This window comes from Microbacterium luteolum (genome assembly GCF_039533965.1).
Classification (GTDB): domain Bacteria; phylum Actinomycetota; class Actinomycetes; order Actinomycetales; family Microbacteriaceae; genus Microbacterium; species Microbacterium luteolum.
Genome location: NZ_BAAAUN010000001.1, coordinates 940,336 through 963,021 on the forward strand (window position 1 = coordinate 940,336; position 22,686 = coordinate 963,021).

General features: G+C 69.6%; 22 protein-coding genes. 11 read left to right on the forward strand and 11 right to left on the reverse strand.

From position 1 onward, the window contains the following. The first annotated feature begins 3 nt into the window (after positions 1-3). Both rsgA and bcp read left to right on the forward strand, forming a co-directional pair. Complete coding sequence (rsgA, locus tag ABD648_RS04660; protein ID WP_282213815.1) at positions 4-1,074, forward strand: ribosome small subunit-dependent GTPase A; 1,071 nt, start codon at positions 4-6, stop codon at positions 1,072-1,074. Positions 1,075-1,083: 9 nt separating this feature from the next. Continuing rightward, positions 1,084-1,557: a thioredoxin-dependent thiol peroxidase gene (gene bcp, locus ABD648_RS04665; RefSeq protein ID WP_282213816.1), complete on the forward strand. Its 474-nt coding sequence runs from the start codon at positions 1,084-1,086 to the stop codon at positions 1,555-1,557. Between the two features lie 23 nt (positions 1,558-1,580). On the opposite strand, the gene ABD648_RS04670 is transcribed toward bcp, so the two are convergent. Further along, positions 1,581-1,967: a hypothetical protein gene (locus ABD648_RS04670; RefSeq protein ID WP_282213817.1), complete on the reverse strand. Its 387-nt coding sequence runs from the start codon at positions 1,965-1,967 to the stop codon at positions 1,581-1,583. A gap of 235 nt (positions 1,968-2,202) precedes the next feature. Here ABD648_RS04670 and ABD648_RS04675 point away from each other — a divergent pair, with 235 nt between their 5' ends. Continuing rightward, positions 2,203-2,451, forward strand: coding sequence for a WhiB family transcriptional regulator (locus ABD648_RS04675; protein WP_028503730.1), 249 nt, complete (start codon positions 2,203-2,205; stop codon positions 2,449-2,451). 59 nt (positions 2,452-2,510) lie between these two features. Here the strand turns inward: ABD648_RS04675 and ABD648_RS04680 are convergent, their stop codons facing one another. Further along, a complete protein-coding gene (locus tag ABD648_RS04680; RefSeq protein ID WP_282213818.1) occupies positions 2,511-3,995 on the reverse strand; it encodes a sensor histidine kinase in 1,485 nt (494 codons plus the stop codon). A gap of 24 nt (positions 3,996-4,019) precedes the next feature. After that, positions 4,020-4,406 (reverse strand): Rv3235 family protein, encoded by a 387-nt coding sequence (locus tag ABD648_RS04685; protein WP_425561719.1) that lies wholly within the window; start codon positions 4,404-4,406, stop codon positions 4,020-4,022. 127 nt (positions 4,407-4,533) lie between these two features. On the opposite strand from ABD648_RS04685, the gene ABD648_RS04690 reads away from it, so the two are divergent. Next, positions 4,534-5,145 carry a hypothetical protein gene (locus tag ABD648_RS04690; protein ID WP_282213820.1) on the forward strand — a complete coding sequence of 204 codons (612 nt, stop codon included), beginning with the start codon at positions 4,534-4,536 and terminating at the stop codon, positions 5,143-5,145. Here ABD648_RS04690 and ABD648_RS04695 read toward each other — a convergent pair. Beyond that, positions 5,133-5,411, reverse strand: a complete 279-nt coding sequence (locus tag ABD648_RS04695) for a helix-turn-helix domain-containing protein (RefSeq protein WP_282213821.1) — start codon at positions 5,409-5,411, stop codon at positions 5,133-5,135. The genes ABD648_RS04690 and ABD648_RS04695 overlap by 13 nt on opposite strands. A gap of 97 nt (positions 5,412-5,508) precedes the next feature. On the opposite strand from ABD648_RS04695, the gene ABD648_RS04700 reads away from it, so the two are divergent. Together ABD648_RS04700 and ABD648_RS04705 are read left to right on the forward strand one after the other, a co-directional pair. Continuing rightward, entirely contained in the window at positions 5,509-6,129 is a 621-nt protein-coding gene (locus ABD648_RS04700) for an SAF domain-containing protein (protein ID WP_282213822.1), read from the forward strand. Continuing rightward, positions 6,126-7,367: a CpaE/TadZ family protein gene (locus ABD648_RS04705; protein WP_282213823.1), complete on the forward strand. Its 1,242-nt coding sequence runs from the start codon at positions 6,126-6,128 to the stop codon at positions 7,365-7,367. Before ABD648_RS04700 ends, ABD648_RS04705 begins: the two co-directional genes overlap by 4 nt. On the opposite strand, the gene ABD648_RS04710 is transcribed toward ABD648_RS04705, so the two are convergent. Further along, positions 7,291-8,517 (reverse strand): pyridoxal phosphate-dependent aminotransferase, encoded by a 1,227-nt coding sequence (locus ABD648_RS04710; protein ID WP_282213824.1) that lies wholly within the window; start codon positions 8,515-8,517, stop codon positions 7,291-7,293. The two genes, ABD648_RS04705 and ABD648_RS04710, sit on opposite strands and share 77 nt — an antisense overlap. Before the next feature lie 76 nt (positions 8,518-8,593). Then, a complete protein-coding gene (gene secA, locus ABD648_RS04715; protein ID WP_282213825.1) occupies positions 8,594-11,398 on the reverse strand; it encodes a preprotein translocase subunit SecA in 2,805 nt (934 codons plus the stop codon). Between the two features lie 189 nt (positions 11,399-11,587). Between secA and ABD648_RS04720 the strand changes: the two genes are divergently transcribed. Further along, positions 11,588-12,190 (forward strand): PadR family transcriptional regulator, encoded by a 603-nt coding sequence (locus ABD648_RS04720; protein WP_282213826.1) that lies wholly within the window; start codon positions 11,588-11,590, stop codon positions 12,188-12,190. 74 nt (positions 12,191-12,264) lie between these two features. Continuing rightward, on the forward strand, positions 12,265-13,602 hold the full coding sequence (locus ABD648_RS04725; RefSeq protein WP_282213827.1) for a coiled-coil domain-containing protein: 1,338 nt from the start codon (positions 12,265-12,267) through the stop codon (positions 13,600-13,602). Positions 13,603-13,660: 58 nt separating this feature from the next. Here ABD648_RS04725 and hpf read toward each other — a convergent pair whose 3' ends face one another. The 5 genes from hpf to mtrA all read right to left on the reverse strand — a co-directional run bounded on the left by hpf (position 13,661) and on the right by mtrA (position 19,276). After that, entirely contained in the window at positions 13,661-14,317 is a 657-nt protein-coding gene (gene hpf, locus ABD648_RS04730) for a ribosome hibernation-promoting factor, HPF/YfiA family (RefSeq protein WP_282213828.1), read from the reverse strand. 87 nt (positions 14,318-14,404) lie between these two features. Continuing rightward, entirely contained in the window at positions 14,405-15,097 is a 693-nt protein-coding gene (locus ABD648_RS04735; protein ID WP_282213829.1) for a ComF family protein, read from the reverse strand. 97 nt (positions 15,098-15,194) lie between these two features. Further along, positions 15,195-16,913, reverse strand: coding sequence for an LpqB family beta-propeller domain-containing protein (locus ABD648_RS04740; protein ID WP_282213830.1), 1,719 nt, complete (start codon positions 16,911-16,913; stop codon positions 15,195-15,197). Then, entirely contained in the window at positions 16,906-18,588 is a 1,683-nt protein-coding gene (gene mtrB / locus ABD648_RS04745) for an MtrAB system histidine kinase MtrB (protein ID WP_282213831.1), read from the reverse strand. Before mtrB ends, ABD648_RS04740 begins: the two co-directional genes overlap by 8 nt. 7 nt (positions 18,589-18,595) lie before the next feature. After that, positions 18,596-19,276 carry an MtrAB system response regulator MtrA gene (mtrA, locus tag ABD648_RS04750; protein ID WP_223625855.1) on the reverse strand — a complete coding sequence of 227 codons (681 nt, stop codon included), beginning with the start codon at positions 19,274-19,276 and terminating at the stop codon, positions 18,596-18,598. A 96-nt stretch (positions 19,277-19,372) separates the two neighbouring features. Here mtrA and ABD648_RS04755 point away from each other — a divergent pair, with 96 nt between their 5' ends. Genes ABD648_RS04755 through ABD648_RS04765 form a run of 3 tightly spaced genes read left to right on the forward strand, consistent with a single transcriptional unit; the run spans position 19,373 to position 22,601 of the window. After that, a complete protein-coding gene (locus ABD648_RS04755; RefSeq protein WP_282213832.1) occupies positions 19,373-20,779 on the forward strand; it encodes a glycerophosphoryl diester phosphodiesterase membrane domain-containing protein in 1,407 nt (468 codons plus the stop codon). Further along, positions 20,776-21,417, forward strand: coding sequence for a DUF4129 domain-containing protein (locus ABD648_RS04760; protein WP_282213833.1), 642 nt, complete (start codon positions 20,776-20,778; stop codon positions 21,415-21,417). Before ABD648_RS04755 ends, ABD648_RS04760 begins: the two co-directional genes overlap by 4 nt. Beyond that, positions 21,414-22,601, forward strand: coding sequence for a DUF4350 domain-containing protein (locus tag ABD648_RS04765; RefSeq protein WP_282213834.1), 1,188 nt, complete (start codon positions 21,414-21,416; stop codon positions 22,599-22,601). Before ABD648_RS04760 ends, ABD648_RS04765 begins: the two co-directional genes overlap by 4 nt. The last annotated feature ends 85 nt before the right edge of the window (positions 22,602-22,686 follow it).

The following is a 22,686-nucleotide window of genomic DNA, read 5'->3' on the forward strand; positions in this document are numbered from 1 at the left end:
CGGATGAGCTGGCTCGACGACACCGACGACCTCGATGACGAATTCGAGGATTACGACGAGAGCAGCATCCGCACTCGTCCGAACCCGAAGGCGAACCGACCGCGCACGAAGCGCCGCCCCGCGCATGAGGACGCGCAGACGGGTCGCGTGCTCGGTGTCGACAGGGGCCGCTACACGGTGCTGCTCGACGAGGACACCGACGACGAGCACGTCATCAGCTCCGTCCGCGCCCGGGAGCTCCGCCGCATGCCGATCGTCACCGGCGACCAGGCGCGCGTGGTCGGCGACACATCGGGCGACGAGGGCACGCTCAGTCGCATCATCGGCATCGCCGATCGCACCTCGCTGCTGCGGCGCAGCGCCGACGACACCGACCAGGTCGAGCGGGTCATCGTCGCGAACGCCGATCAGATGCTCATCGTCGTGGCCGCGGCCGACCCCGAGCCCCGCGCCCGGCTCGTCGACCGCTATCTCGTCGCGGCGCTGGATGCCGGCATCCGTCCGCTCCTCGTCGTGACGAAGACCGATATCGCCGATCCGAGCGACTTCCTCGCCCACTTCGACGGCCTCGACCTGCGCGTGTTCACCAGCGCACTGGACGAGATGCCGGTGGAGGAGATCGGCGCGGCGCTCGTCGGCCACTCCACGGTGTTCGTCGGACACTCCGGCGTCGGGAAGTCGACGCTCGTGAACGCGCTCGTGCCGACGGCCGAGCGAGCCACCGGGCACGTCAATCAGGTCACCGGTCGCGGCCGCCACACCTCGTCGTCGACCGTCTCGCTGCGCTATCACGGGGAGCTCGGCACGGGGTGGGTCATCGACACCCCCGGAGTGCGCTCGTTCGGCCTCGGCCACGTGGACCCGGCGAACATCCTGGCGGCTTTCACCGAGCTGGCGGAGATCGCCGAGAACTGCCCACGCGGGTGCACGCACCTCGCCGACGCCCCCGACTGCGCCCTCATCGAGGCCGCCGAGCGCGGCGAGCTCAGCGAGACGGGACGCGCCCGCCTCGATTCGCTGCAGCGGCTGCTGCAGACCTTCTCCGACAAGGCCGAGCAGACCCCCGGCCGATAGGCTGGAGGGGTGACCCAGCGCCTCGAACCCGGAACCGCCGCCCCCGACTTCAGCCTTATCGACCAGGACGGCTCCCGTGTCGCCCTCGCCGACCTGCGCGGGGAGAAGGTCGTCCTGTACTTCTACCCGGCGGCGATGACCCCGGGGTGCACGACGCAGGCCTGCGACTTCCGCGACAGCATCGGCTCGCTCCAGGGCGCCGGTTACCGCGTCATCGGGATCTCCCGCGACGAGCCGTCGACTCTCGCCGAGTTCCGCGAGCGCGACGGCCTCACCTTCACCCTCCTCAGCGACCCGGACCACGCTGTCCACTCCGCCTACGGCGTGTGGGGCGAGAAGATGAACTACGGCAAGGTCATCGAGGGCGTCATCCGCTCGACTTTCGTGCTCGACGCAGACGGCGTCATCGACCTCGCGCTTTACAACGTCAAGGCCACCGGCCACGTCGCACGGATCCGCAAACTGCTCGGCATCGACGCCTGACTCCTGGCCGTCTCAGCGGTCGTTCACTCCGCCGCGCGCTGCTCGCCCTCGCGTCGCGCACTGGCGATCAGCAGGACGAAGCCGAGCAGTCCCGGCAGGCCGACGGCGACCGTGAAGAGCCACGAGATCGGCTGCAGGGTGAGCGAGGCCAGCGCCAGCGCGACCGCCAGCACCTGGAAGACCACTCCCCCGGATCGCGCCCACGAGCGCCCGGTGCGGGTGCCGATCGCGAAGGCGATCAGGGCGGCCGCGCCGATCAGCGTCAGTACGATCAGGGCGAGGGCTGTCGGAAGGGACGCGGCGTCGCCGGCGCCGAGACCCGCGAGCTCGATGACCGCGAAAACGAGTAGCGCCGCGCCCTCTGCGGCGAGGACGACTGCCGCCGCGAGGGCGAGTCCAGGTGCGCGCACGATGTGTCTCCTGAGAATCGAGTGAGAAGGCGGAAAACCCTTGATTTCGCAGGTTTCATGTAACAGAATAGACAGCGTCATGTGCTCCCACAGCGGCGTGGGGCGGGCGATTCGCTCGCATCACAATTCGCGGGCATCCGTCCGCATATCAACAGGGTAACTGAACCCGAACAGTCGCCCGAAATCAGAGCGGTCATGTCACGACCACTTTGGAAATCCACACCGAGGAGCCCCCATGGACTGGCGCGACAAAGCCGCCTGCTTGACTGTCGATCCCGAGCTGTTCTTCCCTGTCGGGAACACCGGTCCGGCCGTCGACCAGATCGAGAAGGCGAAAACCGTCTGCGCCACCTGCACGGTGACCGAGATCTGCCTGCAGTACGCCCTCGAGAGCAGCCAGGACTCCGGCGTCTGGGGCGGCCTCTCCGAAGACGAGCGTCGCGCTCTGAAGCGCCGCGCCGCACGCGCCCGCCGCGCGTCCTGACCTTTACGGAAGCGGCCTGAGACCTGCTCTCAGGCCGCTTTCGTGTGCGTGGAGGTCGCTCAGGGCTGCAGCCAGCGCAGCGGAATGTCGATGACCACCTCTGTGCCCTCGCCGTCGGCTCCGCGCCACTCGATCGTGCCGCCGAGCTCGCCCTGGATGAGCGTGCGGATGATCTGGGTGCCGAGTCCCTGACCGATCCGGCCCTCCGGCAGTCCGAGACCGGTGTCGTGCACCGTCACGCGGAGGTTGTCCTCGGTACGGGTGGCGTCGATCGTCACCAGCCCCTCCCGGCCCGCGAGTCCATGCTCGACGGCATTCGTCACGACCTCGGTGAGGGCCAGGGCGAGCGGCGTCGCGTACTCGCTCGGCAGCACGCCGAAGCGTCCGGTCGACTGCGTGCGCGCCCGCGTGTTCGGCGCCGACGCGACCTCTGCCACGAGCTTGAGCACACGATGGAAGACCTCGTCGAAATCGACCTTCTGCGTGAGCCCCTGCGCGAGCGTGTCGTGCACGACGGCGATCGAGTCCACCCGGCGCATCGCCTGCGTGAGGGCGTCCCTGGCCTCGTCGGAGTGCGTGCGCCGCGCCTGGATGCGCAGCAGCGAGGCCACGGTCTGGAGGTTGTTCTTCACCCGGTGGTGGATCTCGCGGATGGTCGCATCCTTGGTGATGAGCTCCTGCTCCTGGTGACGCAGCTCCGACACGTCGCGGCAGAGCACGATGGCCCCGATCCGGGTCCCGTGGTCCTTGAGCGGAATGGCCCGCAGCGACACGGTCACCCCTCGCGCCTCGATGTCGGTGCGCCAGGGAGCGCGACCGGTGACGACGACGGGGAGCGACTCGTCCACCTGGCGCGACGGCGGCACGAGCCGCGTGGTCACCTCTGCGAGCGACTCCCCCTCGAGCTCGTCATCGAATCCCATCCGGTTGAACGCGGAGAGCGCGTTCGGGCTCGCGAAGGTCGTGATCCCGTCGACGTCGATGCGGATGAGACCGTCCGACGCGCGGGGCGCACCGCGGCGCGGCGACGTCGGAGCGGCGAGGTCGGGGAAGCTGCCGTCGGCGATCATCCGGAAGAGGTCGTTCGCGCACTCGTCGAAAGTGATCTGCTGGCGGGACGGTGTCCGCGCCTCTCCGAGGTTGGTGTGCCTGGTCACGACGCCGATCACCATCGGACCGTGGTCGGCGTTTCCGCGATCCCGAACGATCGGGACGGCGCGCACCCTCGTCGGGGTCTCCTCGAACCAGTCGGGCGACGAGGAGTCGACGATCTTCGCCGACTCGAACGCTCCCTGCACCTGCGTGCGCCACTGTGGACGCACGCGCTCTCCCACGATGTCCCGGTAGAAGAGGGTCGCTGCACCGCTGGGCCGCGCATGGGCCACGGCGACGAAGGATCCGTCCTCGGTCTGGATCCAGATGACGATGTCCGCCGACGCGAGGTCGGCGAGGAGCTGGCCGTCGCCGGCGAGCCGATGGAGCCACTCCACGTCGCTGTCGGTCAGACGACCCTGGGCGTGGGCGAGATCACTGAGGGTTGACACCCCACCAGCCTAGGGCGACCGAGCTCAGAGAATGGCCAGAGAGCTCGCGCGCCACCGACGATCCAGGCCTTCCAGACGCACCGCGACCGCGCGGGTGCGTCCGGGACCCGCCACGACCACGACCGCCTCGATCACTCCGTCCGTCGGCTCGCACACCCGGATGGAGAGGATCTCGAATGTCGGACGCCCGGGCGGGACTCCCCTCGCGCTGCGCGCTCTGGCCGACAGATTCGCCCGGGTCGCCAGACTCCGGAAGGCGTCCTCGCTGAACCATCGGGCCAGCTGATCGACCTCCCTGACTCCGGCGAGCACCTCGAGAGCGCCCTGCGTCAGGCTCCGCAGCAGTGGAACGGGGTCGGGCAGTTCGACGGTCGGCGTCGGTTGCGGTGCGAAGTACTCGTGAAGCGTCATCATCGTGCTCTCGGTCGTGGCGGGCTGCGCGTCAGTAGAGCACGGGGAAGCCGCTCCGGAGGGCGTCGCACGAGAGGAATGTGGATAACTCGTACACCGAGACCCGGCGTGGCCTACTCTCGTTCGGATGCACTGGGATCGACTGTTCGAAGACCTCGAGGGTCAGCTGGCCTCGGAGTGGGAGGCCGAGCGTGCCGCGCTCGACGCCGAGTCGGAGCGCCTGCGGATCGCGCGTCTCGAGCTCCGTGCGCGACTGCGGAGGCTGTGCGCCTTCAGCGCCGAGGCCGTGGTCGATCTCGCGAACGGACGGCGTCTCCCGGTGACGCTGCGCGCTCTCGGGGCGGACTGGATCGCGGCGACCTCCCGAGTGGCTGAGGGGACGCAGGCCGCCGCGTCGACGCTCCTCATGCCGGCGCACGCGATCGCCGGCATCACCCTCGATCACGGCATGATCCTCGCGAGTGTGGAGGAGGCGGCATCCTCCGACCACACGCTCCGAGAGCGGATGACCCTCGGATTCGTGCTACGCGATCTCGCGCGACGTCGCGTCGCCGTGCAGGTGAGCACCCTCACGGGGGAAGACGTCCACGGCACGATCGACCGCGCCGCGGCAGATCACCTCGATCTGGCCGTGCACGAGGCGGGAGACGCCAGACGCGCGTCCGCGGTCCAGGCATTCCGGATCATCCCGTTCCCGCGGCTCGTCGCTGTGCGGACACCGGGGACTCAGATGCCGTGAGCCGACGAGGTTCCCCAGACCTCGGGGAAGCTCGCGGTCTGGGATTGCCGCCACAGCGCCATACGTCGAGAGATCTCGGACTGCTCGGCCAGATAGTCCTGCAGGCTGGATTCCTCCACACGCCAGCGAGGCGGAGTGCCGAGCTGCGACCCGCGCAGACGGCCCTCGTGGACGAGAGTGATCACCTCGTCGACCCCGATGCTCAGCAGCTCGGCGACCTGCGCGGGGGCGAGGAATCGCGGAGCGGACGCGGGCGGATCTGCCATGTCCCCATTGTCCCCCACTCGTGCGTGCCGGCATCGCCCGATCCATCCCTGTGGATAACTCGACGGGCGCCGGGCGGATTTCTGTGACGATGTCGCCATGGCTGTCCTCTCCCGTCCTCGGCGCGCGTTCTGGGGCGACGTGCGCTTCCTCATCGGCATCGCCCTGGTGATCGTCTCCATCACGGGCGTCTGGCTGATCGTCTCGGCCTCCGACGACGCGGCCCCGGTGCTGCAGGCCAATCGGACCATCACCGAGGGCGAGGCACTGACATCCGGCGACTTCCAGGTCGTCGAGGTCGGGCTCGGCGCACTCGCCGACGACTACCTCGGTCCTCAGGATCTGCAGCAGGGCCAGGTCGCGTCGCGGACGCTGGAGAGGGGCGAGATCGTGCCGACCTCGGCGACGACCGACGCCGCCGAGAGCCGCAGCACCACGATCGTGATCGAGAGCAGCACGGGCATTCCCGAGGACGTGGTGAGCGGTGCGGTGGTCGAGGTGTGGCATGCGCCCCCGCTCGAGGACGGGCGCTCCTACGACGTCCCGCGCATCCTCGTCGCCGAGGTGATCGTCCGCGACGTGCTCGAGGACGACACCGTGCTCGCCGACGCGAGCACCCGGGTCGAGATCGTGATCGATCGATCGGACGTCGCCGATGTCCTCGCCGCCGTCACCGGAGGCTCCTCGCTCTCGGTCGTCCCGGTCCGGTCGGCACGATGACCTCGGTGATCCTCGCCGTCCCACAGCCTCGAGCTGCGGGACTCGCCGCAGAGCTGGATGCGGAAGGGATCCGCGTCGCGGCGATCGTGCCCCCGACGGCCTCGATCGACCTGCTGCCGGGCGTCGAGGCGATCGTGGTCCCCGCTGCCCGCACCGTGCTGACGGCGAGCCTGATCGCGGCCTGCGATCGCGCCGGCGTGCGCATCCTCGCCCTCGGCGGCACGGAGACTCGTCTGCTCAGTCGGCTCGGGATCGCCGCAGCGCTTCCCGCGGAGGCCGCCGGATGGGAAGTGGCCGCAGCCCTGGCCGCGGAGTCGCCTCTCCCCGTCCGGGCTCCATCCGTCGCTCCGCGCCGCGTCATCGCCGTGTGGGGCCCGCAGGGAGCCCCGGGCCGATCGACCGTCGCGATCCAGCTCGCCGTCGAGCTGGCGCGCACCGGGCGCACCGCGGCGCTGGTCGATGCGGATTCGACCGCGCCCTCCCTCGCCCTGCTGCTCGGACTCAGCGACGATTCACCCGGTATCGCCGCCGCATGTCGGCGTGCCGAGCTGGGCGGTCTCGACGCGGCGGAGCTGACGCGCCTGGCGACGACGGTCTCCACCAGCGCCGGTGACATCGAGGTCCTGCCCGGACTGAACCGGCCGAGCCGCTGGCCGGAGCTCTCATCGGCGCGGCTCGGCGCAGCGCTCCGCGCCTGCCGCGACTGGGTGGACGACACGATCGTCGACGTCGCGGCATCCTTCGACGCCGACGACGAGGTCAGCAGTGATCTGGCCGGCCCGCGTCGTCACGCCGCCACGTCGACGACGCTCCAGGAGGCCGACGCCATCGTCGCCGTCGCGTCGGCCGACCCCGTCGGCATCAGCCGATTCCTGCGCGATCACGCCGAGCTGCGTCGCCTCGCAGCGCCGACGCCGGTGACCGTCGTCGTGAATCAGGTGCGCCCCGGCCCGCTGGGCATCGACGCACGCGGCCAGGTGCGACGGACTCTCGAGCGCTTCGCCGGCATCACCGATGTCGCGTTCCTGCCGTTCGACCAGCGCGCCGCGGACGCGGCGCTCCTGCACGCGAGGCCGATGTCCGACGTCACTCCCCGCTCGTCGCTCGTCGCCGCCGTGCGCCGTCTCGCGACCAGCCTCGCTCCGGAAGGGGCGGCGGCAGCTACTGCCGGTAGCTCGCGAGGAAGTTCCCCAGTCGCTCGACGGCTTCGCTCAGCACTCGCGGCTCGGGAAGAGTGACCAGCCGCAGGTGATCCGGCGTCGGCCAGTTGAAGCCCGTGCCCTGCACCAGCAGGATGTGCTCCGAGACGAGCAGGTCGTACACGAGCTTCGCGTCGTCTCGGATCTCGTGGACGTTCGGGTCGAGGCGCGGGAAGGCGTACAGCGCTCCCTCGGGCTTCACGCACGAGACGCCGGGGATCGCCTCCAGGCCCTCCCAGGCGATGTCGCGCTGCTCGTGCAGGCGACCGGTGGGCGCGATCAGCGCATCGATCGACTGCACCCCGGAGAGGGCGGCCTGGACCGCGTGCTGCGCCGGGACGTTCGGGCACAGCCGCGTCGAAGCGAGCAGCGTGATCCCCTCGAGGAACCCCTTGGCGTGATCCTGCGGCCCGGTGATCACCATCCACCCGGAGCGGTAGCCGGCGACGCGATAGGTCTTGGAGAGCCCGTTGAAGGTCAGACAGAGCAGATCGGGAGCGAGTGTCGCCGTCGGGATGTGCACAGCGCCGTCGAAGAGGATGCGATCGTAGATCTCGTCGGAGAGCAGCAGCAGCTCATGCTCCCGCGCGATCTGCACGAGTCCCTCGAGGATCGTCTTCGAGTAGACGACGCCGGTGGGGTTGTTTGGGTTGATGATGACCATCGCCTTGGTGCGCGGCGTGATCTTCGAGCGGATGTCCTCGAGGTCGGGCTGCCACCCGTCATCCTCGTCGCAGAGGTAGTGCACGGGGGTACCGCCGGCGAGGCTCGTCATGGCCGTCCACAGCGGGTAGTCCGGCGCGGGGATGAGCACCTCGTCACCCTCGTCGAGCAGAGCCTGCATCGTCATCGTAATCAGCTCGGAGACGCCGTTCCCGAGGTAGACGTCGTCCGGGTCGAAGCGCGGGAATCCCTCGATCTGCTCGTAGCGGCTGACGACCGCACGGCGGGCCGAGATGATGCCCTTGCTGTCGCTGTAGCCGTGCGCGGTCGGAAGAGCCGCGAGCATGTCGTGCACGATCTGATGCGGGGCATCGAAGCCGAAGATCGCCGGATTCCCGGTGTTCAGCTTGAGGATCTTGTGACCCTCCGCCTCCAGCCGCGCCGCCTCGACGAGGGCGTTTCCGCGGATCTCGTACAGGACGTTCTTGAGCTTCGACGACTGGTCGAAGTTGCGCGTTGGGGTCATCGACCAAGCCTACAGCGACGACGAGAGGGCCAATCCACACGGATTGGCCCTCTCGTCCGGCACGGCAGGACCGCGCCTACTTCTTCTTCTTCTTCTCCTGCGCGCGGCGCTGCTCACGGTTGGCCGCTGCGGGAGCGGCAGCATCAGTCCGCTGTCCGAAGGCTCCGCGAGGCGCCTCCTCCGGCTCCTCCTGCGGCGCCGGGGTGCGCGCAGCCGCCGCCTGCCGAAGACGCTCGGTGGCGGCCTGCTGGACCTGTCCACGATCGTTGCGGACCTCGACCTCGCCCGCGTCGTTCGCCGCCGAGTACTCCAGGCGCTGCTCTCCCCCGTCGGTCGCCAGGCCCTTGGCCTCGACCTCTGCGGTCTGCGCGTCAGCACGGCGCACCTCGACCTCGAGGTTGTAGAGGTAGCCGACGGACTCCTCCTTGATCTGCCCCATCATCGACTGGAACATCGCGTACCCCTCGCGCTGATACTCGATCAGCGGGTCGCGCTGCGCCATCGCACGGAGGCCGATGCCGTCCTTCAGGTAGTCCATCTCGTAGAGGTGGTCGCGCCAGCGGCGATCCAGCACCTGCAGCACGACGCGACGCTCGAGCTCGCGGGTCGCCGCCTCTCCGAGCGACTCCTCGCGCTTCTCGTAGGCGATCTTCGCGTCGGACAGGAGCTCGCGGGTCAGTCCGTCCGCGGTGATGCCGCCCTTGCGGCCCGCCGCCTCGGACACGACCTCATCGATCGTGACGCCGACCGGGTAGAGCGTCTTCAGCTCGGTCCACAGCGCGTCGAAGTCCCAGCTCTCGTTGTGACCCTCGCCGGTGTGGTCGCCCACGACTCCGCTGATGGCATCCTCGATGAAGTGCTGCACGCGACCGGCGATGTCGTCGCCCTGCAGGATGTGGCGGCGGTCGGCGTAGATCGCCTCGCGCTGACGGTTCAGGACGTCGTCGTACTTGAGGACGTTCTTGCGCATCTCGGCGTTGCGCGCCTCCACCTGGGACTGCGCGCTGCGGATCGCGCGCGACACGAGGCCGGACTCGATCGGCACGTCGTCCGGGAAGTTCGTGCGCGACAGGATCGCCTCGGCCGCACCCGACTGGAACAGGCGCATGAGGTCGTCGGTGAGGCTCAGGTAGAAGCGGCTCTCACCGGGGTCGCCCTGACGGCCCGACCGACCACGCAGCTGGTTGTCGATGCGGCGGGACTCGTGGCGCTCGGTGCCGAGCACGTAGAGGCCGCCGGCCTCGATGACCTTCCCCGACTCCTCGGCGACGACGTCCTTCATCGCCTGGTACGTCTCGTCCCAGGCGATCTCGTACTCCTCGGGCGTCTCGACCGGGTCGAGTCCCTTGCCCTTGAGCTCCTGAACGGCGAGGAACTCGGCGTTGCCGCCGAGCATGATGTCGGTTCCACGGCCGGCCATGTTGGTGGCGACGGTGACGGCGCCGAGGCGACCGGCGCGGGCGACGATCTCGGCCTCGCGCGCGTGGTTCTTCGCGTTGAGCACCTCGTGCTTGATGCCCTTCTTGGCGAGCAGGCGCGAGAGGTACTCGCTCTTCTCGACGCTCACCGTGCCGACGAGGACCGGCTGGCCGCTGCTGTGGCGCTCCGCGATGTCCTCGACGACCTGCGTGAACTTGGCCGTCTCGTTCTTGTAGACGAGGTCGGACTGGTCCTTGCGGATCATCGGCCGATTCGTCGGGATCGGGATGACGCCGAGCTTGTATGTCGACATGAACTCGGCGGCCTCGGTCTCGGCCGTTCCGGTCATGCCGGCGAGCTTCTCGTACAGACGGAAGTAGTTCTGCAGCGTGACGGTGGCGAGGGTCTGGTTCTCGGCCTTGACCGGAACGCCCTCCTTCGCCTCGATCGCCTGGTGGATGCCCTCGTTGTAGCGACGACCGACCAGGATGCGGCCGGTGTGCTCATCGACGATCATGACCTCGTCGTTCATGACGACGTAGTCGGTGTCCTTCTTGAAGAGGGCGAGCGCCTTGATCGAGTTGTTGAGGAACGAGATCAGCGGAGTGTTCGCCGACTCGTAGAGGTTCTCGATGCCGAGGTAGTCCTCGACCTTCTCGATGCCGGGCTCGAGCACGCCGACCGTGCGCTTCTTCTCGTCGACCTCGTAGTCCTCGCCCGCCTCGAGCGTGCGCGCGATCTTGGCGAACTCCGCGAACCAGCGGTTGGCCTCGCCCGAGGAGGGGCCGGAGATGATCAGCGGGGTACGGGCCTCGTCGATGAGGATCGAGTCGACCTCGTCGACGATCGCGAAGAAGTGCTCGCGCTGGACGAGGTCCTCCTTGCGCCAGGCCATGTTGTCGCGCAGGTAGTCGAAGCCGAACTCGTTGTTCGTGCCGTACGTGATGTCCGCGGCGTACTGCTCGCGGCGGATGGCCGGCGTCTGCCCGGAGACGATGATGCCGGTGGTCATGCCGAGAGCACGGAAGACTCGGCCCATGAGCTCTGCCTGGTAGCTCGCGAGGAAGTCGTTCACCGTGATGATGTGGACGCCCTTGCCGGCGATCGCGTTGAGGTAGGCGGGGAAGGTCGCGACGAGCGTCTTGCCCTCACCGGTCTTCATCTCGGCGATGTTGCCGAGGTGAAGGGCGGCTCCACCCATGATCTGCACGTCGTAGGCGCGCATGCCGAGCGTGCGCTTCGCGGCTTCACGAACGGCGGCGAACGCCTCGGGCATCAGCTGATCGAGCGTCTCGCCCTTCTCGAAGCGGGCGCGGAGCTCCGTCGTCTCGTTGCGCAGCTCGTCGTCGGTGAGCTTGGAGATGTCCTCTTCCAGCGCCCCCACTGCCTTGACCACTTGGTTCAGGCGGCGGATGACCCGCCCCTCACCAGCACGCAGCAGCTTCTCAAGAGGATTGGCCACGGATGTCATCTCCCTGTCAGTGGGTAAAGTGCCGGCCGCCAGGAAGGCGATCGCCAGGCATACTTTGCCATGTTACCGGGCTGTGACCTGCGCGTCGCCTGCACGCGCTGGCTGCGAGCCTGTCGGATCCGTTGCCGGGTATCCATATACTCGGTATCGCGTTCGACAACACGCCGTCGGGAGATCACCATGTCGGTCCGTCAGAGCCTGCTCGCCATCCTCGATCAGGGCCCCTGCTACGGCTATCAGCTGCGGCACGAGTTCGACCGTCGTACCGGATCGACGTGGCCTCTCAACGTGGGCCAGATCTACAACACGCTCGAACGGCTCGAGCGCGACGGGCTCGTGCAGCGCGGCGACACCGACGAGCGCGGCCACGTCTACTGGCGGATCACGGATGCCGGGTCGGCGGAGGTCGCGCAGTGGCTCTCCTCCCCCGTCGTGCGGACGCCGGCGACCCGCGACGAGCTGGCGATCAAGCTCGCGGTCGCCGCCACGCTGCCGGGAGTGGACGTCGCCGGCGCTCTGCAGGCTCAGCGCGAGGCCTCGCTACGACAGCTGGATGCTCTGCAGAGCGCGGTCCACCCGGGGACCGCCGCCGACGGTCCCGAAGAGCTCGCCTGGTCGCTGGTGCGCGACTCGATGATCTTCGCCGCCGAGGCCGAGGTGCGCTGGCTCGATCACGCCGAACGGCTCCTCGCGCAGCATCCGCAGCACGCCATGGATCTCGAGCTGGCCACGGAACGCCCCAAGCGCGGCCGACCGGCGACCCGCACCCCCGCGATAGCCTGACGCGCTCAGCGAACCGCGTTCGCCCGGAGCGGATGCTCAGCCATCGCGACCGCCCGGGAAACTAGGATCGGGTCATGGCTGGATTTTGGGGCAGACGCAAACGCGAACAGGAAGAACTCGCCGCACAGGACGCCGATCTCGCGCGCCGTGCGGAGCAGGCCCTGGTCGGCGCCGACGAGAGGATCCGCACCACCTCCGACGAGCTCGACTTCGCCGAAGCGGAACTCGGCGCGTCGCTGACCGCCGACCTGCGCAAGGCCCTCGCGGCCGTGCGCACCCATCTGCGCGAGGCGTTCCAGCTGCACCAGCTGAACCACGACGAGATCCCCGACACGCCAGAGGAGCTGCGCACCCGCAACGCGCGCATCCTCCAGCTGTGCGACTGGGCCCAGGATCTGCTCGACGAGAAGACATCCGTGCTCGCCGCCTCCGTCGCCAAGGTTCGACGGGCTCCCGAGGTCATCGCACAGGTGCGGGCGGATGCCGCAGCCCTCAGCTCGCGCATCCCGCAGACCAACGACTCCGTCTCGCGACTCTCAGCCCGCTACGCCGAATCGGCGATGCACCAGATCACGGCCAGCGCTGCCGAGGCCGAGCAGCTGATCGCCTTCGCGACGCACAGCGCCGACATCTCCGAGCGCCGCAGAGCCGCCAAGCAGAACGAAGAGGCCAACCTCGCCCTGGAGACCGCGACCGAAGCCACCCGCCGGGCGTCGGCACTCCTCGACGCCGTCGAGGACTTCGAGATCGAGGCACTGCGCGCCGAATCCACCCTCGCCGAGGTCGTGGCCGACTCCCGCGGCGACCTGATCGCCGCCCGCACCGCTCCGCAGGTCCCTGCGGTCGCCGACGCCGTCTCCGCTCTTCAGGCCGCGCTGAGCGCTCTGACACCCTCCGGCACCCCGAACGATCCCTTCGCGGAGCTCTCACAGCTCCGCACCGCCAACTCGGCGCTGGACGAGGCGATCGCGAAGGCCCGTCACCGTGCCGAGAATCCGCTGCCGAGCATCCCGCAGGTGCAGCACGCCATCGATGACGCCGACCGGCAGCTGGGCGTGGCACGCGGACTCATCTCCGGCCACCGCGGCTGGATCGGCGCCGACGCACGGACGCGACTCGCGGAAGCGGAGCGGCTGAGGGTCGACCTGTCCGATCTCCTGCCCGCCGAGGAGACGAGAGAAGAGGCGCTCGTGCAGGCGCGCCGTGTCGCGCACCTGGCGTCCGAGGCCCTGCAGCTCGCGCAGCGAGACATCGACTCCTCTCGCCCCGACGACCAGGGCTGGGGTGGCGGCGGCGGCTACGGAGGCGGAGGCTGGGGCGGACGACCACGTGGCGGCGGCGGCGGGGACATCGCTTCCGGCATCCTCGGCGGCCTCGTGATCGGCAGCCTCCTCGACGGCATGTTCGACTGATCTCCCCCGACGACAGAACGGCCCGTCCCCTCCGGGACGGGCCGTTCCTCGTTTCCGCTCAGGAAGCCAGTGCCTCCGACGGCGGCGCCTGGGTGCTCAGCGCGATCACGCCGTAGTCCCAGCCCTTGCGGCGGTAGACGACGCTGGGGTGATCCGTGCGGACGTCGACGAACAGGAAGAAGTCGTGGCCGACCAGTTCCATACGGTCCACAGCCTCCTCGACCGTCATCCATTCCGCGTCGAAACTCTTCGTGCGGATGACGACCGGCGAATAGGTTTCTTCCTCGTCGTTCCGAACCGGGATGCTCCCGGTGGCCACCGCGTGCAGGACGTCGGCCGACACCGGCTGCACGTCGATGCCTTCGATCTCCCCGGTGCCCTTCTCGAAGTGCGCTCCTCGCGGGTGCTGGCGTCCGTCGACGCGCTTCTCCTTCGCACGACGCAGCTGTTCGGACATCTTGTCGATCGCGAGATCGAGGGCGACGAACTTGTCACCGTCCGTCGCTTCAGCGCGGACGACCGGACCCTTCCCGACGAGCGTGAGCTCGACCGTCTCCTCGGGGACGTGGCCGTTGCGGAAGACGCGGTGCGTGACCTTCACATCAAGCCGTTGCGCTCGAGCCGCGAGCGTCTCGACCCTGGCGATCTTCTCCTCGACAACGGTTCGGAAGCGATCGGTGATTCCCACTCCGACGCCGACGATGCTCGTTTCCATTGCTGTCTCCTTGTCCCGGTCCTCCCGGCCAAGGGCGGACCGTTGTCGCCTTGTGGTCCCCAACCGTAGTCCGCATGCGAGTCGATGTCACTGGTGACTTTCGTCGTGTCCTCGGTGAGTTCTCGATGAGTCTCCTTCGAATCCGGCGCGCCTCGGCGTGGCGGCGAGCGTGACGGCCGAATCGACTCGGAACCCGGCCGCTCGGAGGGCGCGAGCCGCCTCGTCGAGTGTCGCCCCGGTGGTCACCACGTCGTCGACCAGGACCGCCGCAGCTCCTCCGCTGGCCACGAGCGCGCGCATCGCCCCGCGGACGTTCAGCTCCCGTTCCTTCGCTCCGAGCGTTCGCTGATCGACGGGCCGCGCGACGAGCGAGAGCACCCGCTGCGGCGACTGCCCCGCACGGCGGATGAGCAGCTCCGGAACCCGATAGCCGCGCCGACGGAACGCGCTCCGCGCCGTGGGGACGGGCACGATCCACGTCGAGGACGACACCATGGGCGCCAGAACGGCGGCGACGGCGGCGCCGAGGGGACGCGCGAGCTGGGTCTCCCCGTCGCTCTTGAGCCGGCGGATGCAGCGCGCAGCCACTCCCTCGTAGCCGAGCGCGGCGTGCACCGGGAGACCTGCCGGCGTCAGCACCCTCTGCGGCGCTGGGGTGAGTCGTTCTCCGCACGGCCGACAGAGCAGGTGCCCGGGCTCATCGCATCCTGCGCAGGAGGCGGCGAGGAGGAACGCGGCGATCTCGGCGCCGAGGGGACGCAGGACGGAGGTGCTGTTCATCCGACGATCCTGCTCTTCGCGGATCGTCCGTCATCCCCGCGGTCACTGCATGACGGGAGAAGACGAGCCGATCAGCGCGTGGTGGAGGAGACGCGGTTCACTCGCCGGCGCGCGTCGCGAGCACCGTGATCCCGGTCGCGATCTCCCGCCAGGTCGAACCCGCGTGCGCGAACAGCTGACCGCCGACTCCGACGACCCTCAGGCCGCCGACGGTGCGTGCGCCCGCGATCGACACCGCGCCCTCGGGAGCGGCCTCCACGGCCCCCGGGCCACCCACCATCTGGGTGAGGACCTGTGGCCCCTGCGGGTCGACGAGGACCGCCAGACGCTCCGTGCCGAGCCATGCCAGCCCCGTCGCCGGCGCCGAGATCAGCGTGATCTGCTTCACGTCGCCGAGTTCGATCGGGACGCCCGAAGGATCTCGTACCACCGCGGCGACCACGACCCAGCGCTGCTGGCCGACCGTGACCACGGCAGCGACTCTGGCACCGTCGGACGAGACACGCAGGTCCGAGATGGCCGAGGCGTTCGGCCAGGCGTTCGCCACGGGATGCTCGACGACGTCGCTCCCCCATGCCTTCACCGCCCCGGGTTCGCCGGCCGGGACCGTCCAGGTATAGCCGTACGGGTCCAGCGAGGGCTCGATCAGGCCAGGGCGCGAGTCGAGCTCGTCGATGCTCCCTTCGCTGACCAGATACACGTGACCGTCGGCGAGCTGCACGGCCGCGTGCGAGTCGTCGACCGCCACGTCGATCGACGCGATGGGCTGGTCGATCGCCACGATGCCCTGCGAGATCCCGGGAACGGCGGTGACCTCGTCCCCGACGATCCGTCCGAACACTCCGTCCTGGAGGACGAGGGTGCCGACATCCGCCGGCATGTCGACGAGTTCGACGACCCCCGCCTCCAGGGTCCGGCCGTCGACGGCGAAGCGCACCTGCGACACGGAGACGCCGGCGGCCTTCAGGGTCTCCTGCAGTTGAGTGCGCATGCGCGAGAGCGTCACCTGATCGAGCCCCACGGCGGACCGCGTCAGGGCCACCTCGGCGACCTGGTCGGTGATCAGCACCGCGTCCTGGGCCAGCTGCACATCGGCGGGGAAGGCGGTCTGCACCGCAGGACCGAGCCAGGGGCTCGGCGATCCGTCGATGAGCGCCTGCGTGACCGTCGTCGCGGGGCTCTGCCGTCGCGGGAACCAGCGCACATCGGGAACCAGCCGGGACCAGGCGCCGTCGAAGTACTGCAGCGGATACCCATCGAACACGTTCGAGAACCGGGGTTCGTCGATCACGATGCCGTCGGGCGCCTGCGTGATGCGCCACTCCCCGTCATCCATGCGTTCCAGGGCGAACATGGTCGGCGACGAGCCGGGAGCCTCGGCGTACGCGCCGGCCTCGTCGACGATCGCGACGAGGTCGAGGCGGACCTGCACGTCGGCGCTCTCGGCCTCGTCGACGGCATCCGCGGGGACGGAGGAGGTCAGGACGCGCGTCTCGGTGCCGACGTCGATCGACACGCCCGCCGCCGGCCGCCATGAGCGCTGCAACGACGGCGCGAGGAACTCCCGAGCCGTCGCCCAGTTGTCGGATGTCGTGATCCCGGCCTCGAGGAACCCTTCCACGATCTCCTGAGGACCCGCGCCCTGGATCGGGCCCGACGCCACCGGGAGGAAGTCGACATCCGCGGCCGATTCGCCGAGCACGAGGCCGACCGCGACGTCGCCACTTGTCGGAAGCCCCGCGCAGGCGGGCAGCAGGAGGGCGGCGACGAGCAGCGCGACGCCGCGCAGCATCCGTGTCGCTCTGCGCTCACTCATGATCGTCCGGCTCCTTCAACAGCCCGGGAAGCTCCGCCCAGGAGATGGGCTGCGTCGCATCGCCGAGTTCCGCGAGCGGCTCCTGGGGTTCTATCGGGATCGGGCTCGGACCTTCCAGCGCGGCGCCGTGCCGCGGGATGGTGAGGACGAAGTTCGTGCCGACCCCGAGCTCCGACCACACGGCGAGCGTCCCGCCATGCAGGGTCGCATCGCCCAGCGCGATGGACAGACCGAGGCCCGTCCCTCCGATGGTGCGCTGACGCGAGGGGTCGGCTCGCCAGAAGCGATCGAAGACGCGTTCGGCGTCGGCGGGCTCCATTCCGAGTCCGAAGTCGCGCACGCCGGCCGCGACCGCGTGCTGGTTGCTGTCGACGGTGACCACGATCGGTCGGCCCTCGCCGTGCTCGATCGCGTTGCCGATGAGATTGCGGAGGACGCGGCGGACGCGGCGCGGGTCCATGTCCACCGGCGAGTAGCCGCCGGGAGCGACGAGTCTCAGCTCGGATCCGCGCCCGTCGGCGAGCGGATGCATCTGGTCGATGATGTCCTCGGCGAGGTGCGCGAGGCTCGTCGCCTCCAGCTCGAGCTGCACCGAGCCCGCGTCGTAGCGGCTGATCTCGAGGAGATCGGAGAGCAGGGTCTCGAACCGCTGCACCTGCGTGTGCAGCAGCTCGGTGGTCCGAGAGGTCGTCGGGTCGAACTCCTCGCGCTGGTCGTTCAGCATGTCCGCCGCGAGACGGATCGTCGTCAGCGGCGTCCGCAGCTCGTGCGACACATCCGACACGAAGCGCTGCTGCACCATCGACAGTTCCCCGAGCTCCTTGATCTGCGCCTCGATGCTGTCGGCCATGGCGTTGAACGACCGCCCGAGGGTGGCCAGCTCGTCCTCACCGTGCACTTCGAGTCGCACTCCGAGGTCGCCCGCCGCGAGACGCGCGCTCGTCTCCGCGGCCTGCACGATCGGCGTCGCCACCGCCCGGAGCACGATCCAGGAGATCGCCGCGACGATCGCGACCAGCCCGATCCCCGCGATCCAGAGGGTCCGTTGCACGAACACGAGCGTCTGGTTGGCGTCCTGCAGGTCGTAGGCGAAGTAGATCGCGAACGGTCCGGCTTCCGGCACGTTCAGCTGCTGCCCGACGACGATCCCCGGCACCTCGCCGCCGTCGGCCACCGGCAGGGCCACGGACTGCCACGTCTGCCAGTCGTCGGACGCCTCCACGCGCGCCTGCAGCTCCGGGCTCAGTCGATTCGCGCTCAGTCCCGCGGTGAAGCCGTTCAGTCGCACGCCGTCCGCTTCGGATTCGATCCGGAACCCGGCGAGCAGATCCGTGCTCGAGGTGCGTGCCAGGTTCGCCTGGATGCTGCTCCACAGGTCCGCGAGAGCGGCGGGATCGTCGCTCACCTCGGCGACGTCGAGGATGTCCTGCGCCTGATCCACGGCCCGGCGGGCGTCCTCGAGAGCGACGTTCTTGCGCGAGACGAAGAGGTCGTTCTGGATCACGAGAGCCATCGTGACGCAGGTGATGAAGATCGCCAGCGAGGTCGCGAGCAGCGTGATCGTGAGCGTGCGGAAACGCAGCGAACGACGCCAGAGCGCGGAGAGCACGGTCGGCCATCCGCGCCAGTCGCGGATCACAGCGACGGCCGTCGTGGTCGCGGTCGTCGCGTCCATCCTGCGCCTAGCCGACGCTCCCGGCGCGATAGCCGACGCCACGCACCGTCATGACGATCTTGGGGTTGTCGGGGTCGAGCTCCACCTTGGCGCGAAGGCGCTGGACGTGCACGTTCACGAGCCGGGTGTCCGCCTTGTAGTGGTAGCCCCAGACCTGTTCGAGCAGCATCTCGCGGGAGAACACCTGCTGCGGCTTCGACGCGAGCGCCACCAGGAGCTGGAACTCCAGCGGCGTGAGCGCGATGGGCGTCGTGCCCCGACGCACCTCGTGCGCGTCGACGTCGACCGTGAGGTCGCCGACCTTCAGCTGCTCGCTGGTGGTCTGCGGCGTCGGACGGAGGCGGGTGCGGATGCGGGCGACCAGCTCCTTCGGGTTGAAGGGCTTCACCATGTAGTCGTCCGCGCCGACCTCGAGGCCGCGGACGACATCCGCGGTGTCGCTGCGTGCCGTGAGCATGAGGATGGGGACGCCGGACTCCGCGCGGATGCGAGTGCAGATCTCGATGCCGTCCATGCCGGGAAGCATGAGGTCGAGCAGAACCAGGTCCGGCCGCTGCGTGCGCCACTCGTCGACCGCACGGGCCCCGTCGGCGCAGAACACCGGCTCGAAACCCTCCGTGCGCAGCACGATGCCGATCATCTCGGCGAGCGCGGTGTCGTCGTCGACCACAAGAATGCGTGAGGTCATAACTGTTACCTTATGGCACCGAGTCCCACCGCCCCCAGGTCTGCGCGCCACGTACACGGATATGACACGATGGGAGCGCTCGATGGAGGGAGAGCTGTGAGTGGTGCGACGTGGACCCCTGCCCCGAAGAAGGGCGTCATCCCTCTTCATCCGCTGACCTTCGGCATGCTGCTGGGGAAGGCCTTCGCGGCCCTCCGGCACAACCCGAAGGTGCTCTTCGGCTTCGCCGTCGTCATCCAGCTCGTCGTCGTGATCGCGACGGCCGGCGTGATGGGCGTGGTGCTCTTCACCACGTTCTCCCGCCTGGAGACCGTGTCGCCCTCCTCCCCCGACTTCGAGGCGGTGCTCGCCGGGACGATCGCGATCAACATCATCGCCGGGCTCGCCGTCGGTCTGACCTCGATCGCGTTCACGGCGATGATGCAGGGCGTCGTCGCCGCCGAGATCGGCTACGCGTCGATCGGCGTGAAGGCGACACTCGGGATGCTGTGGCGCAAGATGGCCCCGTCGTTCTGGCGGCTCGCCGGCTTCGCCTCCCTGTCGGTGATCGCGGTGTTCGGATTGTTCGCGATCGTGGCCCTGATCATCGGGGCCTTCGTCGCGGGCGGGCTCGGCGGGAGCGTCGAGCTCATCGGGGTCGTCGTGCTGGTGGTGGTGCTCATCGGCCTGGCTTCGATCCCGCTGACCGTGTGGCTGACCACCAAGCTCCTGCTGGTGCCCTCGATCCTCGTGCTCGAGGGGGCGCGCTTCCGCGAGGCGCTCGTGCGCTCCTGGCGCCTGACCCGCGGCCGGTTCTGGGTCGCCTTCGGGGTCACCTTCCTCATCAGCCTCATCATGGGACTGGCGATGCAGGTGGTGAGCTTCCCCGTGGCGATGCTCAGCTCGCTCCTCGGAACCGTGGTCGCTCCGACCGGCGCGGCCGAGCCGAGCGCCGTCATCGGCTTCGTCCTCACCCTCATCGCACCGCAGATCCTGCTGCTCGTCCTCCAGGCCATCACGCTGGTCGTGCAGAGCACGGGATCGGCGCTCGTCTACCTCGACTGCCGGATGCGCTACGAAGGACTCGATCAGACGCTCATCGCGCACGTGGAGCGCCGCGAACTCGGCTGGACCGAGGAGCAGCTCGGCGACCCGTTCGCCGTCGATCCGTCGCGCGCCGTCACCAGCGCACCCCCTCCGCGACAGGTGCCGGAGCACGTCATGATGACCCAGGGCTACGGCTACCCGCCGTACGGGGTCCAGCCTGCGCCGCCGCAGGGCTACGCGCCGCAGCCGTACCCGCAGCCGTACGCGCCGCCGTCCGGCGTTCCTCCCTATGCAGGACAGCCGTACCCACCGCAGCAGCCTGCCGGAGCGCCCCCGGCATCCTTCGCGCCGCCGCCTCCCGCGCCTCCTGCACCTGCAGCTCCGCCCACGATGCCCGCCCCGCCAACCGACAGCCCGTGGGCATCGCCGGCCGACGGCGGCTGGGCCGCTCCGGGCAGCGGTGACGGCACGGCATGATCCGACCGTTCGACGATCTGTTCGTCCCCGACGGGGACGAGGCGCGGCGCTGGGCCGAGGAGGAGCTCTCCGATCCCCGCTACGCCGACGCGAAGCCGACCTGGTTCGATCTCGTCGCCCGCGACATCGGCCGGTTCATCGCCGACCTCTTCACCTCGGACAACGGCGCCAACGTCGGCCCCTGGGCGCTCATCATCGTGAGCGCCGTCATCGTCGCGGCGCTCATCACGGCGCTCATCATCTGGGGTCGCCCGCGCAGCTCTCGAGCCGTGCGGCGGGCACGGGCCGACCTCCTCGGCGAGCAGGACGACCGCAGCGCCGCGCAGCTCCGCGCGGATGCCGAGCGCAGCGCGCGCGGCGGCGACTGGGACACCGCGACCGTCCTCCGCTACCGCGCCATCGCGCGCGGACTTCTGGAACGCGACCTCATCGATCCGGCTCCCGGCGCCACGGCGCAGTCGATCGCCCGGGAGGCCAGCGCGGTGTTCGCTGACGAGGCCGCTGCCATGCGCCGCGCCGCCGTGTCCTTCGACGACGTCCGCTACCTGCGGCATCCGGCGACCGAGGAGAGCTACCGCGACCTCGCGGCCACCGATGAGCGGCTGCGGACGCGGCGCCTCGAGGCGGTGCCCGCGTGACGGCTGTGGATCAGGCGGCGACGGGGACCTCCACCGCCGAGACCCGACCGCGGCGCGTGCGAACGATCGTGGGATGGCTGATCGTCGTGGCGCTCGTGCTGCTCGTCGCGTTCGTCGCGCTCCGTGTGAGCGCGAGCGGCCCCGGGGCCCGCGGCACGCTCGATCCGGAGGGCCGTGACGACTCCGGCGCCCTCGCCCTCGCCGAGATCCTGCGCGACCAGGGCGTGGAGGTCTCGGTCGTCCGCTCCCGCACCGAGGCACGAGCGGCTGTCGGCGACGACACGACGCTGGTCATGACGAATCCGTACACCCTCAGCGACGACGCCCTCACCGAGCTGCTGGAACCCGCCGACCGGATCGTCTTCCTGTCGTCGGGCACGCACCTGCTGAACGTGCTCGACATCGGCGAGAACGCGCCGGGAAGCTCCGCGCCCACCGACGCGGGCTGCGACGTCCCGGAGTTCGCCGAGGTCGGCACGATCCGCGCCGACCGGTTCTTCTCTCCCGCAGACGGGGTCGAAGGCTGCTTCGGCGATGCCGACGGCGCCGCGGTCCTCGTCGACGACGGCGCGGACCGCGACGTGCTCGTCGTGGAGGGCACGAAGCTCTTCAGCAACGCCTACCTCGCCGAGAACGGCAACGCCGCCCTCGCTCTCGCGCTCCTCGGTCAGACCGAGCGCGTCGTCTGGTACGTGCCGTCGTTCAGCGACACCGATATCGAGGGTCAGTCGCCCGACACGCTGGGAAGCCTCACGCCGCCGTGGGTCACCCCCGTCATCCTCCTGCTCTTCACGGCCGGGATCGCCGCAGCGGTCTGGCGCGGTCAGCGCTTCGGCCCGCTCGTCGCCGAGACGCTTCCGGTGACCGTGCGCGCCTCCGAGACCATGCATGGACGGGCGCGGCTCACGGCGAAGGCCGGAGATGCGCCGCATGCGGGCGAGGCGCTCCGCGACGGTGCACAGCGTCGACTCGCGCGCCGGCTCGGCCTCGCGGTGCACGCCGGTGCGGACGAGGTCGCGGATGCGGCATCCGACCGCCTCCGGATCCCCCGAGGCACGCTGCAGGCGCTGCTGGCAGGCCCGCTTCCCGCAGACGACGCCGCCCTGGTCGAGCTCGCACGTCGCCTCGACGAGCTCGAGGCCGCCGTCGAGGCGAGCACGCATACCACCAGGGGCGAGCCGTGATCCGCATCCGAACCGCCGTCCATCCATCCCCACGGAAGCCGAGGACACCACGTGACCGTTGACAACCATCCCGCCGACGACGCCG

Excerpts from the sequence above, each read along its gene's own strand:
- rsgA (WP_282213815.1), top strand. The coding sequence starts at position 4 with ATGAGCTGGCTCGACGACACCGACGACCTCGATGACGAATTCGAGGAT.
- ABD648_RS04675 (WP_028503730.1), top strand. The coding sequence starts at position 2,203 with ATGGACTGGCGCGACAAAGCCGCCTGCTTGACTGTCGATCCCGAGCTG.
- ABD648_RS04685 (WP_425561719.1), bottom strand. The coding sequence starts at position 4,406 with ATGACGCTTCACGAGTACTTCGCACCGCAACCGACGCCGACCGTCGAA.
- ABD648_RS04690 (WP_282213820.1), top strand. The coding sequence starts at position 4,534 with ATGCACTGGGATCGACTGTTCGAAGACCTCGAGGGTCAGCTGGCCTCG.
- ABD648_RS04695 (WP_282213821.1), bottom strand. The coding sequence starts at position 5,411 with ATGGCAGATCCGCCCGCGTCCGCTCCGCGATTCCTCGCCCCCGCGCAG.
- ABD648_RS04700 (WP_282213822.1), top strand. The coding sequence starts at position 5,509 with ATGGCTGTCCTCTCCCGTCCTCGGCGCGCGTTCTGGGGCGACGTGCGC.
- ABD648_RS04705 (WP_282213823.1), top strand. The coding sequence starts at position 6,126 with ATGACCTCGGTGATCCTCGCCGTCCCACAGCCTCGAGCTGCGGGACTC.
- ABD648_RS04710 (WP_282213824.1), bottom strand. The coding sequence starts at position 8,517 with ATGACCCCAACGCGCAACTTCGACCAGTCGTCGAAGCTCAAGAACGTC.
- ABD648_RS04720 (WP_282213826.1), top strand. The coding sequence starts at position 11,588 with ATGTCGGTCCGTCAGAGCCTGCTCGCCATCCTCGATCAGGGCCCCTGC.
- ABD648_RS04725 (WP_282213827.1), top strand. The coding sequence starts at position 12,265 with ATGGCTGGATTTTGGGGCAGACGCAAACGCGAACAGGAAGAACTCGCC.
- hpf (WP_282213828.1), bottom strand. The coding sequence starts at position 14,317 with ATGGAAACGAGCATCGTCGGCGTCGGAGTGGGAATCACCGATCGCTTC.
- ABD648_RS04735 (WP_282213829.1), bottom strand. The coding sequence starts at position 15,097 with ATGAACAGCACCTCCGTCCTGCGTCCCCTCGGCGCCGAGATCGCCGCG.
- ABD648_RS04740 (WP_282213830.1), bottom strand. The coding sequence starts at position 16,913 with ATGAGTGAGCGCAGAGCGACACGGATGCTGCGCGGCGTCGCGCTGCTC.
- mtrB (WP_282213831.1), bottom strand. The coding sequence starts at position 18,588 with ATGGACGCGACGACCGCGACCACGACGGCCGTCGCTGTGATCCGCGAC.
- mtrA (WP_223625855.1), bottom strand. The coding sequence starts at position 19,276 with ATGACCTCACGCATTCTTGTGGTCGACGACGACACCGCGCTCGCCGAG.
- ABD648_RS04760 (WP_282213833.1), top strand. The coding sequence starts at position 20,776 with ATGATCCGACCGTTCGACGATCTGTTCGTCCCCGACGGGGACGAGGCG.